Raw genomic sequence first — 13,845 nt, 5'->3', positions numbered from 1 at the left:
GCGATGAGACCAGACGCACTGGCCTGGACCTTGGGCCTGATCGCCGCGGCCGCGACGAGCGCGGTGCAGGCGCAACGCACCGACGACAACGCCGTCACCGCGGCCGAGGACGCGTTCGGCGCCACCCTCGGCAACGAGACCATCGGCTTGTACAGCGCCAAGCAGGTGCGCGGCTTCTCGCCGGTCGACGCCGGCAACGTGCGCATGGACGGAATCTATTTCGATCGCCAGGGCACCTTGCCGTCCCGTCTGGTCGAAGGTTCGACGATCCGCGTCGGCCTGTCGGCGCTGAGTTATCCGTTTCCGGCGCCGACCGGGATCGTCGACTATCGCCTGCAGAAGGCCGGCGACGAACGCGTGATCAGCATGGTCGGTGCGCTCAACGCCTACGGCGCGCCGGCGTTGGAACTGGACGCCAAGCTGCCCTTGATTCCGGGCCGGCTCGGGCTCGCCGCCGGCCTCTCGTATGCGCGCGAGGAGTATTACGACGGCGCCGATGCGCGCTATCTGCGCGCCGGGGTGGTGCCGCGCTGGCGGCCGAGCGAGAACATCGAGATCCTGCCGTTCTGGAGCATCTCGCGCGGCCGCGACGAGGAAGTCGCGCCGACCATCATTACTGCCGGCAATCACCTGCCGCCGAAGATCGAACGCCGTCGTCATTTCGGCCAGACCTGGTCGGACAACGAGTACGACAGTCGCAATTACGGCGTGCTCGGCAAGGCGCGTTTCGGCGACGACTGGGCTCTGACCGGCGGCGTGTTCCGCTCGATCAACCACATGCCGAGCGGTTTCGCCGAGTTGTTCGTCGACACCACCCGCGATGGCCTGGCGCGCGAGAAAGTCATCGCCGATCCGCGTCAGCGCTCGGCTTCGACCAGCGGCGAACTGCGCCTGAGCCGCAGCTTCCGCGACGGCCCGCGCCTGCACGTGCTGCACGTCGCCGCGCGCGGCCGCCGGCTCGACAGCGAGTATGGCGGCTCGGCGCCGGCCCTGGACTTCGGCGTGCGCCCGCTCGGCGAACCCTTGCCGATGCCCGAACCCACGGCGTTCGCGTTCGGCCCGCGCACCCACGACCAGGTTCGCCAGTGGACCGGCGGTATCGCCTACGAGGGGCGTTGGCGCGAGGTCGGCGAACTCAGTCTCGGCATCCAGCGCAGCCGTTACGAAAAAAGCGTCGACCAGCCGGGTCTGCCGCGCACCGCCACCCACGATCGGCCCTGGCTGCCGAACGCCAACGTCGCGGTTTATCTCGGCAAGCGCCTGGCCTTGTACGCCGGCCACACCCGCGGCCTGGAGGAAAGCGGCATCGCTCCCGACGACGCGGCCAATCGCAACGAAGCCCTGCCGGCGATCCGCACCCGGCAGAGCGATGCGGGCCTGCGCTGGGCCTTCGCCGACGGCATGAAACTGGTGGCCGGTGCATTCGATGTCCGTAAGCCGTACTTCACTACCGACGAGCGCAACGTCTACGGCGCGATCGGCGAAGTGCGTCACCGCGGCGTCGAACTGAGCCTGAGCGGCCGGCCGGTGGACGCCTTGAGCCTGGTCGCCGGCGCGGTATTGATGCGGCCGAGGGTGAGCGGCGAGGCGGTGCGCCTGGGTCGGGTCGGCGATCGCCCGATCGGCCAGACCGAGCGTGTGCTGCGCGCCGATCTCGAATACCGGCCGCCGTCGTGGGCCGGGCTTTCGTTCGACCTGTCGATGAGCCACTACGGCGAGCGCATCGCCTCGCGCGACGGCTTCAACCGCGTACCCGACTACACCCTGGTCGATGTCGGCGCGCGCTATCGGTTCCGGCTCGGTTCGGCGCCGGCGACCTTGCGCTTGCTGGTCGCCAATGTCGGCGACACCTACACCTGGAACATCCACGGCAACAACAGTTTCGGACTCACCGATGGGCGGCGCTACGTGGCCCAGCTCGCGGTCGATTTCGACGGTTAATTCGACGGTTTTGGGGAGCGTGCGGCCATGCTGAGGCAGGAGCGGTACCGCGATAACGACCACGTGCGCGCTGGGGCCCGCGCGCAGGTGCAGGCGTCGAGTGAGCACGAACAAACGCCGAGGATCTACAGCGGCGTCTGCCACGGCACGCTCGGCGAGCTGTTGCAGGGACCGTATGCGCAGGACGGCGAGTTGCACATCGGCCTGATCTCCTTGCCGGTGCGCAAATACAGTTGGATGCATTTCGCCCCCGGCGAGGACGGCGACATCGCCGTCGACCTGGCCGGCAAGGACAAATGCCGCCAGGCGATCGCGCGGTATCTGCAACTGCACGGCAAGCGTCTGCCGAGCGGGCGCTGGAGCCACGACTCGGAACTGCCGCTCGGCAAGGGCATGGCCAGTTCGACCGCCGACATCGTCGCGACCATCCGCTGTCTCGACCGCATCTTCGGCCTGGCCTCGACGCCGGCGGCGATCGCCGACCTGCTGCGCGGCATCGAGCGCTCCGACAGCGTGTTCCTCGACACCCACGCGCTGTACTTGAGCGGACGCCAGCGGATCGTGCAGGCCTTCGATACGCCGCTGCGCTTGCACGCCTGCTACATCGACGAAGGCGGCACGGTCGAGACCGAGAAGTGCGCACATCCCTTGCTGGCCCACTACCAGCGTCACCTCGATGCCTATCGGGACAATCTCGAACGTGCGCTGCAGGCCTTCGCCGTAAACGATCTCGCCACCATCTGCGCCTGCGCGACCCGGAGCGCGCAGTTGGCGCAGGGGGTGATCGCCAAGCGCCACCTCGATGGACTGCTGGAACGGCGCAGCGATTTCGCCGCCGACGGCATCGTCGTGGCCCACACCGGCAGCCTGCTCGGCTACCTGTTCGTCGAGCGTCCCGACCCGGCGCGCATGGGCGAGCTGTCGGCCTTCTTCCGCGGCCTGGGCCACCAGTGCCGTTTCGCCGAGACGGGGTTCTGATGAGCATGCACACGCATATCGCCGACGCGATCAAGGCGCCCGACCTGGTCCGGCTGGGCGCCAATCTCTATGTCGCGCGCTTCGAGACCATGAAGGTTTACTCGACCCTGGTCGCGGTCGAGCGCCTGCTCGCCAGCGGCCGCATTCGCCCGGGCGCGACCCTGATGGACAGCTCCAGCGGCATCTATGCCTATGCGCTGGCCCTGGCCTGTCACAAGTACGGCCTGCATTGCCACATCGTCGGCTCCAAGACCGTCGACCGTACCCTGATGCTGCAGTTGCGCATCCTCGGCGCGACCATCGAGCAGGTCGAACCGCAGGCGACGTTGAAGATGGACCAGAGCCTGCGCGTGGCGCGCATCCGCGAGCTGCTCGACAGCCGCCCCGACGTGCACTGGATGCAGCAGTACCACGACGACATCCACTACGACGGCTACGAGCCGGTCGCGGCCTTGCTCGCCGAGACCCTTGGCGCCGCCGCCCTCAGCGTGGTCGGCGGCGTCGGCTCGGGTTGTTCCACCGGCGGCCTGGCCAGAGCCTTGCGTGTGCACGACGGCGCGGTGGAACTGATCGGGGTGCAGCCCTTCGGCAGCATGACCTTCGGCTGCGAGCACATCGAAGACCCCGGCATCATCATCGCCGGCATCGGCAGCTCGATTCCGTTCCGCAACGTGCGCCACCGCCTGTACGACCAGATCCACTGGGTCTCGTTCGACTACGGCCTGTCGGGTTCGGTGGCCCTGTTGCGCGAACACGCGGTGTTCGCCGGCTTGTCGACCGGCTGCTGTTATCTGGTCGCCGCGCGCGAAGCCGCGCGTCGGCCCGAGCGTAACGTGGTGTTTCTCGCCGCCGACACCGGCCACCGCTACGTCGACGGCGTGTTCGCTTATTACGAGCAAGCGCTGGACCTGCGCGGCCTCGAACCCAAGCCGATCGAGTCGCTCGACGAACTGGCGCTGCCGTGGTCGGCGATGGCCTGGGCACGCGCCGATTTTGTCGACTCCGCTCACGACGTCGCGGCGCCGCCGCCGCGCGATGCGGCGCTCGTCGCCGCGCACTGAATCCCCTCACTGGAGCAACTCGTCATGGCGCATTTGTTGATGATCGAAAGCTGGGTCGGCGGCACCGGCCGGATCTTCCCGCCCGTGATCGGCCGGCTCGGCCACCGCTACACCTTCGTCACCCGCAACCGCGGCCACTACCGCGATGCGCGTTCGCGAGAGATCCACCCGGTGATCGACCACGCCGAGCACGTGCTGACCGCCGAGACCAACGACGTGCCGGCGCTGATCGAGTTCCTGCGCGCCCAGCACGCGATCCTCAAGTTCGACGGCGTGGTGACGATTTGCGACTACTACATCGACACCGTGGCCCAGGTTGCGCAGGCGCTGGGGTTGCCGCAGGCGTTCTCGGCCAACGTGGTGATGGAGCGGCGCAAGGACCAAGTGCGCGAGGCGATCGAACGCGCGGGCCTGCCGAACCCGAAGTTCGCGGTGACCCGTTCCTGGGACGAAACCCGCAGCGAGGCGCAGCGGATCGGTTATCCGTTGATCGTCAAGCCGACCGACCTGGCGTCGAGCGCGTTCGTGCGCCTGATCCACGACGAGGAAGAATTGTGCGCGGCCTTCGATGCGCTCGAACAGTTCCCGCGCAATTTTCGTGAGCAGGCGCGCGTCCCCTTGTTGTTGCTGGAGGAGTACCTGCGCGGCGAAGAGTTCAGCGTCGAGGCCTGCACCTATCGCGGCCGCACCACGGTCATCGGCATCACCGACAAGAGCCTGACCGGCTTTCCGTATTTCATCGAGGACGGGCACATGTTCCCGGCCAGGGTCGATGCGGCCGACGCCGCGGCCATCGAAGCCTTGGTGCTCGGTGCGCTCGATGCGGTGGGGCACGACCACGGCATCAGCCACACCGAGGTCAAGCTGACCGCGCAGGGGCCGCGCATCGTCGAGATCAATCCGCGCCCGGGCGGCAACTACATTGCCGAGCTGATCCAGCGCGTGACCGGCATCGACCTGCTGGATGCGCAGATCGAACTCGCCCTGGGGCACGAGCCGGACCTGCGGCATCGCGACACCGGCGTCTTCAGCGCCGCGATCAAGTTCCTGGTGCCGCCGCGCGGCGGTTATGTGCTGGCGATGGACGGCGCCGCGAGCCTGGAGGCCGACCCGAACATCGAGCGTTGGAGCCTGAGTGCGGTGGCAGGCAGCGAAGTGGCGGCGCCGATCGACAACGCCTGCTATCTGGGCCACGTGATCGCGGTCGATCGCGAGGGCGGGCAAGCGCGCGGGTATGCCGAGCGGGCGCTGGAGCGGGTTGCGTTGCGTTATGCGGATGAGGACGTCGGTAAGGGGGCGGACGCGGACTGCGCTGAGCCGTCTCAGGCGCGTGGTGCTGCAGAACCTGAGTCGAGTGCAGCCTGAATCGTCATCTATGTGACCACACCCTCTTTCTAGTGGCCCCGGTTGCCGGACTGTTCCCCGGTTGCCTAGCTGTTCCCCGCTTTGAAAAAGGGGGGCAGGGGGGATTTAGCTTTTGCTTTTCGCCCGAGAGCAACAGCAACAGCAAATCCCCCCGCGTCCGCTACGCGGTCGCGGCCCCCTTTTCCAAAGGGGGCGACGGCAACGGTAATGGCAGCAACAACAGCAACGACAGCAACGACAGCAACAATGACAGCGACAGCAACAACAACAGCAACAGCAACAGCAACAACCGCAACCGCAACCGCCCCATCGACCGCAATCCGCCGCGCCTCCCTGGCATAACTTCTCCGAGACCGACGACATGACGCTTTCCGTACCGACGGCCATCGCTGCCGCACCTTCCACCAGCCAACTGCCGCCTGCCGACGTCGCCGCCCTCACCGAGGCGGTGCTTCGCGGCGATTACGGCCCGAATCCCGAAGGCTTGCACGCGGTCGGTGCGTTCTGGGTGCGCCAGAGCACCCAGTTCCCGGGCACCGAGACCAAGTACCGCAACTACTATCTGGTGCTGCGGGTGGAGTCGGGCTTCGGCGGTTGCTGTGTGGAGCGCGATCAGCTCGACTCGGTGATCGCCGAGGAGTTGTCCGGACGCAGCGTCGCCGAGTTGCTGCGCGATGCGCGCACGCCGGTGCGGGTCGCCGCGCTCGATGCCTATCTGTCGCTGGTACGGCCGCATCGCGAGGCGGCCGAGGCGCTGGTGTTCATGCTGCCGCACGGCACGCCGCTGGAGCGGGCGCGGGCGCGCGACGAGGCCATCGCCGGCTTGCTCAAGATCGAGCCGGGCATGCGGGTGGGCCTGATCGGCGTGGTCAATCCGCTGGTGGCGGCGATCCAGGCCCAGGGCGGCGTCTGCCTGCCCTGCGATTTCAACCTGCAACGCACTCAGGACGGCACCGAGGTCGTGCGCGATATGCGGCCGGTGTTGGCGCAGGCGGACCTGGTGATCGCCACCGGCATGACCCTGAGCAACGGTTCCTTCGACGAGATCCTCGCCAGCGTGCGCGCACGCGGCATTCCCTTGATCGTCTACGCCCAGACCGGCAGCGCGATCGTGCCGCGTTTTCTCGGCCACGGCGTCGCCGCGGTGTCGGCCGAGCCGTTTCCGTTCTCGCAGTTCAGCGCCGACCCGACCCCGATCCATCTGTATCGCGCCGCCAGTGCCGGCGATGCGCGTGCGGCGGCCTGAGTCCAGGCGATGAGCGCGAGTCCGCCGCAGGCATCCGTTCCCGTCAGCGCAATCTCCCTCAGCGCCGACGCGCGCCGGCGCGGCCTCAACGGCTTACTGGTCTACACCTTCTTCATGGTGACCGGCTTCGCCATGTTGATGCCGCTGGTCGCGGTGCACTTCGTCAACGATGTCGGCCTGGCCGCGGCGGCGGTCGGGCTGGCCTTGGCGGTGCGGCAACTGACTCAGCAGGGTCTGGCCTTGGTCGGCGGCGTGCTCTCGGATCGCTTCGGCGCGCGCCGGATGATCTGTCTTGGCGTGTTGCTGCGCGCGGCCGGCTTCACCAGTTTGGCTTTCGCCGACGATCTGCCGCTGCTGCTGGTCGCGATGGCGGTGTCGGCGCTCGGCGGGGCGATGTTCGAGGCACCGTACCAGGCGTCCATCGCCGCCCTCACCGACGAGCGCACGCGGCCGCGCTATTACGCGATCAGCAACTGGGTCAGCGGCGTGGCGACCACGCTCGGGCCCTTGCTCGGCGTCGCCTTGCTGCGTTTCGATTTCCGCGTGGTCTGCCTGGTCGCCGCGGCCTGTTTCGCGTTCAACTTCGTCATCGCCCTGCGCCTGCTGCCGTCGGTGGCGATGCCGGAGCGGCCGCCGCCGCTGCGTCACGGCCTCGACCTGGTGCGCCGCGACCGCGCCTTCCTGAGCCTGGTCGTGCTGATGATGCTGTACTGGTTTCTCGCGGTGCAGATCAACATCAGCCTGCCCTTATTGGCGCAGCGCCTGACCGGCGAGGTCGACAGCGTCGGGGTGATGTTCGCGGTCAGCGCCGGCCTGACGGTGTTGCTGCAGTACGGCCTGGTGCGCTGGCTCGAACGACGCTTCAACACCGCGCAGGTGCTGGTGCTCGGCGTCGTGCTGATGTCGCTGGCGGTCGGCGCGATCGGTTTCACCGATGGCTTCGCCGGTTTCCTGGTGTGCATCGGCGGCTTCGCGATCGGTGCGGTGATGACCCGCCCGACCCAGCAGACCCTGATCGCCGGCCTGGCCGATCCGCGCGCGCTCGGCACCTTTCTCGGGGTGAGTTCGCTCAGCCTCGCCATCGGCGGCGGCCTGGGCAACGTCGCCGGCGGTTGGCTGGTCGACGTGGCGACGGCGCGGCACTGGCCGTGGCTGCCGTGGACGGTGTTCTGCGCCATCGGTCTGCTCAACGCGTTCGGCCTGTCGCTGTTGCTGCGCGCGCCGCGCGCGCAGGCGCTGCCGGCCGCATGAGGCTCGGTCAGGTTCGATGCGCTTTGCTCCCTCTTCCCGCACCCGAGGGGAAGGGGGAGTCTTTTTCTTCCTGTTCTTTCTGTTTAGGCGCCGCCGGCGAAGTCGTGCTGGCGCCAGGCCTCGAACACCACCACCGCGACCGCGTTGGACAGGTTCAGGCTGCGGTTGTCCGGGCGCATCGGCAGGCGCAGGCGGTGTTCGGCCGGGATCCGGTCGAGCACGTCCTCGGGCAGGCCGCGGGTTTCCGGGCCGAACACGAAGGCGTCGCCGGCGGCGTAGCGCGGCTGGTCGTGGCGGACCCGGCCGCGCGTGCTCAGCGCGAACAGGCGCGGCGGCGCGATCGCGTCCAGCGCCGCGGCCAGGCTGTCGTGCACTTGCACGGCGGCGTACTCGTGATAGTCGAGCCCGGCGCGGCGCAGTTGCTTGTCTTCCAGGGTGAAGCCCAGCGGCGCGACCAGGTGCAGGCGCGCGCCGGTGTTCGCGCACAGGCGGATCACGTTGCCGGTGTTGGGCGGAATCTCGGGTTGGTAGAGGATGACGTCGAACATCCGCACATTATGCGGGCCGGGGCCGGCCCCCGCAGCCGCAACGCAGGCAGGGCGTCACACCCCCTATGACCGCCGGCCTAGTGCCTGGGCGGGCCGACCCGCCTAGGATGGGGGTTTCGTCCGTGTGCGGACGACCCCAGCCAGGAGTGCCCATGTCGCCGAAGTCCCCGTTGTCCCCGAACGCGCTGCGCGCCGCCCGCCCGCGCGCCGCCGCGCTCGCCCTGGCGCTGGCGACCGCGCTGGCCGGCACGGTCTGCGCGCCGGCGCTGGCGGCACCGGTCGCGGCCAAGGCCGAGGTCTCGATCCCGTACGAGGAGTTCACCCTGCCCAACGGCTTGCGGGTGATCGTCCACACCGATCGCAAGGCGCCGATCGTCGCGGTCAACGTCTGGTACCACGTCGGCAGCAAGAACGAGCAGGCCGGGCGCACCGGTTTCGCCCATCTGTTCGAGCACCTCATGTTCCAGGGCTCGGAGAATCACAAGGGCGAGTTCTTCGCCCCGTTCGAGCTGGTCGGCGTGACCGACCAGAACGGCACCACCAACCAGGACCGCACCAACTACTTCCAGAACGTGCCGACCACCGCGCTCGACATGGCGCTGTGGATGGAGTCCGACCGCATGGGCCATCTGCTCGGCGCGATCGACCAAAAGACTCTCGACGAACAGCGCGGCGTGGTCCAGAACGAAAAGCGCCAGGGCGAAAACCAGCCCTACGGCCGCCGCATCAGCGCCAAACTCTACGAGGCGCTGTACCCGGCCGACCACCCCTACAGCTGGCAGACCATCGGCTCGATGGCCGACCTCGACGCGGCCTCGCTCGACGACGTCAAGACCTGGTTCCGCAGCTGGTACGGCCCCAACAACGCGGTGCTGGTGCTCGCCGGCGACATCGACCTGGCCACCGCGAAGGACAAGGCGCTGCGTTATTTCGGCGACATCCCGGCCAGCGCGACCCTGCCCGACATGGCCGCGCGCGTGCCCAAGCGCGAGCGCGACACCGACGAAACCGTGCCCGACCGCGTGCCGCAGGCGCGCGTCTACCGCGCCTGGCCGGTCGCCGAATTCGGCAGCGCCGACGGCACCGAGCTCGGCCTGTTCGCCCAGGTCCTCGGCGGCAGCGCCGCCTCGCGCCTGGACGCGCGCCTGGTCCACGCCGACCGCATCGCCGACAGCGCCAGCGTGTCGATCAACGACGCCGAGATCAGCGGCACCCTGGTGGTGGTCGCCAACGTCAAGCAGGGCGTCGACCCGGCGAAAGTGCGCGCGGCCATCGACGAAGAGATCAAGCGCCTGATCGAGCAAGGCCCGACCGCGCAGGAGCTCGAACAGGCCAAGACCTCCAGCCGCGCCGACTTCGTCCGCGGCGTCGAGCGCATCGGCGGTTTCGGCGGCAAGTCCGACGTGCTCGCGCGCTGCGCGGTCCTGCTCGGCAAGCCGGATTGCTATCGCGACGAACTCAAGGAGCTCGCCGCGGCGACCCCGGCCAGCGTCCAGGCTGCCGGCCGTAAGTGGCTCGGCGTCGGTTCGCACACCCTGATCGTGCAGCCCGGCGACAAGCCGGCCTCGTCGCTGCCGGAAACCGTGCGCGCCGCGCCCGCGACCCAGCCCGCGGCGATCCCGGCCGCCGACCCGCGCTTCAAGACCGTGGCCTCCACGGTCGATCGCAGCGCCGGCGTGCCGGTGACCCAGCGCTTCCCCGATCTTGATTTCCCGACCCCGCAGCGCGCGCGCCTGGGCAACGGCATGGAAGTGGTGCTGATCGAACGCCACGAAACCCCGGTGGTGCAGATGGCGATGGAATTCCCCGGTGGCTTCAGCGCCGACCTCGGCAAGAAGGTCGGCACCGCCAGCTTCGGCATGGCCATGCTCGACGAAGGCGCCGGCGACTACGGCGCGCTGCAGCTGTCGGCGCGCAAGGAAGCGCTCGGCGTCGAGCTGTCGTCCAATGCCAGCCTCGACAGCGCCAACGTGGCGATGTCGGCGCTGACCGACAAGCTCGAACCGTCCCTTGACCTGTTCGCCGACGTGGTCCGTCGCCCGCGTTTCGAGGCCGCCGAAATCGAACGCGTGCGCGCGCAGTGGCTGGCCGGGATCAAGCAGGAGAAGGCGCGCCCGCAGACCGCGGCGCTGCGCGTGTTGCCGCCGCTGCTGTACGGCGTCGGCCACGCCTATGCGATTCCGTTCACCGGCACCGGCACCGAGGCGTCGATCGCCTCGCTGAGCCGCGAGGACCTGGTCGCGTTCCACCGCGATTGGCTGCAGCCCGACCGCGCTCGCGTGTTCGTGGTCGGCGACACCACCCTGGCGCAGATCGTGCCGCAGCTGGAACGCCGCTTCGGCGACTGGAAGGCCGGCGCCAACGCACCGGCCCTGCCGGCGCTGGCCACGGTGGCGCGTCCGAAAGCGCCGCGCGTGTTCCTGGTCGACCAGCCGGGCGCGATCCAGTCCAACCTCTATGTCGGTGAGCTGATCGCACCGACCGGCGATGCCGGCACCATCGATTTCGATTTCGCCAACGGCGTGCTCGGCGGCGAATTCAGCTCGCGCCTCAACATGAACCTGCGCGAGGACAAGCACTGGGCCTACGGTTCCTACAGCGGCTCGGGCAACGCCAAGGGCCAGCGGCCCTGGATCGCCCAGGCCGCGGTGCAGTCGGACAAGACGGTCGAATCCTTGGCCGAACTCAAGCGCGAGATCGAGTCCTTCGCCAGCGGCAGCGCGCCGATCAGCGCCGCCGAGGTCGCCAAGATCCGCGCCTCGAACACCTTGAGCCTGCCGGGCGCCTATGAAACCACCGACGCCCTGATGGCTCAGGTCAGCGCCGACCAGCGCTACGGCCGCCCGGCCGACTACATCCTCGAGTATAAGGCGCGCAACGAAGCGATGACCCCGGCGTTGGCGCAGGCCGCGGCGAAAACGCTCGACCCGGCCGCATTGACCTGGGTCGTGGTCGGCGACCTGTCGAAGATCGAACAGCCGATCCGCGCGCTCAAGCTCGGCGAAGTCGAGGTCATCGACCAGGACGGCAAGCCGCGCCGCTGAAACGCGGTACGCGTCGTGCACGGCGACGGGCCGCCTCTTCGGGGGCGGCCCGTTTCGTTTGCGGGGTGTTGCAGCGGCTGCAGCGGCAAAAGCTAAATCCCCCGCGTCCGCTTCGCGGTCGCCGCCCCCTTTTCCAAAGGGGCATGGGTCGTGTCGCTTCTGTCACGCATGCTTGCAATGGAGAACGATCGGAGCAATGCCGCATCCGCCACTTCGCCTCCCCAAGACGAGTTCCCCCTTTGCGAAGGGGGCGGGGGGATTTGCTCCTGCCTTCGCTCTCTCCGGCCGGCGCCCATTCCTACCGCGCTCAGCCGATTCCGGTGACAATGCGCGCGATCGCATCCCTAACGAGGTTTCCATGCGCGCGTTGGCAATCGTCTCCCTGGCTTCGACCCTGGCCCTGATGGGCTCGGCCTGCACCTGGGTGCAGATGGCGCCCGGCGCGCAAGCGGTGCGCGTGCTCTCCGCCGGCCCCGCGCCATCGGGTTGCGAGAAGCGCGGCGAAGTCGTGGTCGCGGTCAAGCACAACGTCGCTTTCTACGAACGCAACGCCCTGCGCGTGCGCGAAGAACTCGAAACCCTGGCGCGCAACGAAGCCCCCGGTCTGCAGGCCGATACCATCCAACCGATCGCGGCGCCGGCCGACGGCCAGCAGCGTTTTGCCGCCTACCGCTGCGGCCCCGGCGCGGCCCCGGCTGCGCAATCGGCGCCTTCTGCGGCCGCCCAGACCTATCCAGTGGGCGGCTGAGCGCATTTCCAAACCCTCGCGTACGGCCTGTTAAGGCCCCGGGCGCCGTCCTAATCTACTGTTTTTCAAGGGATTTCGGGCGCCGGGCAAGCGTCGGGTACCGGCCGCACGCCAACCCTGGCTAATGCATAGGGTGCGTGAAGGCGCTAATCTGTCGCACTTTGTCTGCGAAGGGTTTGCGCCCATGCTGTTCCAACACGTCGCTATTGCCGGGCTCGCTCATGTCGATGCTCCGCGCAAGCTGACCTCCGACGAAATCAACGCCCGCCTTAAGCCGACCCTCGATCGCCTCGGCATCAAGGTCAATGTGCTGCAGGACGTGGCCGGCGTGCACGAGCGTCGTCTGTGGGATGGCGAAATGCGCGCATCCGATGCCGCCACCCTGGCCGCGGTCAAGGCGCTCGCCGATGCCGCGGTCGATACCGATCGCATCGGCCTGCTCGTCAACACTTCGGTGAGCCGCGACTATCTGGAGCCGTCCACGGCCAGCATCGTCGCCGGCAATCTGCGTCTGGGCGAGAACTGCCAGAACTTCGACGTCGCCAACGCCTGCCTCGCCTTCCTCAACGGCATGGACATCGCCGGCCGCATGATCGAGCGCGGCGAGATCGACTACGCCCTGGTCGTCGACGGCGAAACCGCCAACCTCGCTTACGAGAAGACCATCGAGCGCCTGAGCAAGGCCGACGTCACCGAGTCGCAACTGCGCGACGAGATGGCGACCCTGACGCTCGGCAGCGGCGCCGCCGCGATGGTGCTCGCGCGCGCCGAACTCGCCCCGGGCGCCCCGCGTTACCGCGGCGGCGTGACCCGTTCGGCGACCGAGTGGAACCAGCTCTGCCTGGGCGACCTGCATCACGACCGCATGGTGGCCGACGGCCGCATGCTGATGATCGAAGGCCTCAAGCTCGGCCACAAGACCTTCGCCGCGGCCAAGGCTGCGCTGGGTTGGGCGGTCGAAGAGCTCGACGAATTCGTCATCCACCAGGTCAGCCGCGCCCACACCCAGGCCTTCCTCAAGGCCTTCGGCATCGACCCGAAGAAGGTCATGACCATCTTCGGCGAGCACGGCAACATCGGTCCGGCTTCAGTGCCGATCGTGTTGAGCAAGCTGCGCGAGATGGGTCGCCTGAAGAAGGGCAGCCGCGTCGCGTTGCTCGGCATCGGTTCGGGTCTGAACTGCTCGATGGCCGAAGTCGTCTGGTAATGCGCGACTGAGCCGCGCGGCGCGAGCCGACGGTGCAGTCGAATACGAAAGGCCCGGTGCGAAAGCGCCGGGCTTTTTGCTTTAGGGGGTTCGGTGTCAGTGTCGCGTCGAGTGATCCTCTGGCATGCGATGTTGCTTATCGGAGTGCGACGACGCCGGGTAGCGCGATTGTTTTGCTTGCCGTTGCCGTGCGCAGCTTCGGGCTGCGATGCAATAGAAGACCCGGAGGGCGGCGCGCAGGGATGCGCGCCGTTTTTCATCGGGACAAGGATGTCCCGTATGAAAAATCCCTGCGTCGGCATCGCTCGTGCGGGCTTGTGATTCAAAGAAAAGCATTTTTCTTGGGGCTGTCCTAGATAAGGATTCGATCTAGGATGCGAAATGGCGATAAGTCGTTGTCGGATAAGAAAAAAAGACCAACTTAGGCTGGTCGAGCTGTTCGTGGCCCAAGCGACA

10 protein-coding genes and 1 pseudogene are annotated in these 13,845 nt (G+C 68.0%); 10 read left to right on the top strand and 1 reads right to left on the bottom strand.

The features are described 5' to 3' along the window. Positions 1-3 precede the first annotated feature (3 nt). The 7 genes from ACTOWK_RS19545 to ACTOWK_RS19515 are packed head-to-tail and all read left to right on the top strand — an operon-like array spanning position 4 to position 7,842. The gene (locus tag ACTOWK_RS19545; RefSeq protein WP_441331760.1) at positions 4-1,941 is read left to right on the top strand and encodes a TonB-dependent siderophore receptor; all 1,938 of its coding nucleotides are present in this window, start codon (positions 4-6) and stop codon (positions 1,939-1,941) included. A 27-nt stretch (positions 1,942-1,968) separates the two neighbouring features. Continuing rightward, a complete protein-coding gene (locus tag ACTOWK_RS19540) occupies positions 1,969-2,919 on the top strand; it encodes a GHMP family kinase ATP-binding protein (RefSeq protein ID WP_441331759.1) in 951 nt (316 codons plus the stop codon). Then, the gene (locus tag ACTOWK_RS19535; RefSeq protein ID WP_441331758.1) at positions 2,919-3,980 is read left to right on the top strand and encodes a pyridoxal-phosphate dependent enzyme; all 1,062 of its coding nucleotides are present in this window, start codon (positions 2,919-2,921) and stop codon (positions 3,978-3,980) included. Before ACTOWK_RS19540 ends, ACTOWK_RS19535 begins: the two co-directional genes overlap by 1 nt. A gap of 24 nt (positions 3,981-4,004) precedes the next feature. Then, entirely contained in the window at positions 4,005-5,345 is a 1,341-nt protein-coding gene (locus tag ACTOWK_RS19530) for an ATP-grasp domain-containing protein (protein WP_441331757.1), read from the top strand. A gap of 32 nt (positions 5,346-5,377) precedes the next feature. Continuing rightward, the gene (locus tag ACTOWK_RS19525; RefSeq protein WP_441331756.1) at positions 5,378-5,710 is read left to right on the top strand and encodes a hypothetical protein; all 333 of its coding nucleotides are present in this window, start codon (positions 5,378-5,380) and stop codon (positions 5,708-5,710) included. Next, positions 5,707-6,591, top strand: a complete 885-nt coding sequence (locus tag ACTOWK_RS19520) for a Rossmann-like domain-containing protein (protein WP_441331755.1) — start codon at positions 5,707-5,709, stop codon at positions 6,589-6,591. Before ACTOWK_RS19525 ends, ACTOWK_RS19520 begins: the two co-directional genes overlap by 4 nt. 9 nt (positions 6,592-6,600) lie before the next feature. Next, positions 6,601-7,842 carry an MFS transporter gene (locus ACTOWK_RS19515; RefSeq protein WP_441331754.1) on the top strand — a complete coding sequence of 414 codons (1,242 nt, stop codon included), beginning with the start codon at positions 6,601-6,603 and terminating at the stop codon, positions 7,840-7,842. Between the two features lie 83 nt (positions 7,843-7,925). Here ACTOWK_RS19515 and trmL read toward each other — a convergent pair whose 3' ends face one another. Beyond that, complete coding sequence (trmL, locus tag ACTOWK_RS19510) at positions 7,926-8,390, bottom strand: tRNA (uridine(34)/cytosine(34)/5-carboxymethylaminomethyluridine(34)-2'-O)-methyltransferase TrmL (protein WP_031372749.1); 465 nt, start codon at positions 8,388-8,390, stop codon at positions 7,926-7,928. A gap of 152 nt (positions 8,391-8,542) precedes the next feature. Here trmL and ACTOWK_RS19505 point away from each other — a divergent pair, with 152 nt between their 5' ends. The 3 genes and pseudogenes from ACTOWK_RS19505 to ACTOWK_RS19495 all read left to right on the top strand — a co-directional run bounded on the left by ACTOWK_RS19505 (position 8,543) and on the right by ACTOWK_RS19495 (position 13,389). Next, entirely contained in the window at positions 8,543-11,434 is a 2,892-nt protein-coding gene (locus tag ACTOWK_RS19505) for a M16 family metallopeptidase (RefSeq protein ID WP_441331753.1), read from the top strand. Between the two features lie 367 nt (positions 11,435-11,801). Next, a pseudogene (locus ACTOWK_RS19500) lies at positions 11,802-12,116 on the top strand (DUF4156 domain-containing protein); the annotation flags it as partial. Positions 12,117-12,366: 250 nt separating this feature from the next. Then, entirely contained in the window at positions 12,367-13,389 is a 1,023-nt protein-coding gene (locus ACTOWK_RS19495) for a 3-oxoacyl-ACP synthase III (protein ID WP_031372746.1), read from the top strand. The last annotated feature ends 456 nt before the right edge of the window (positions 13,390-13,845 follow it).

It is taken from the genome of Lysobacter sp. CA196 (assembly GCF_052078695.1).
Lineage (GTDB): Bacteria > Pseudomonadota > Gammaproteobacteria > Xanthomonadales > Xanthomonadaceae > Lysobacter.
Note: the sequence above shows the minus strand (reverse complement) of the source record. Positions and strands in the feature narration are given on the sequence as shown.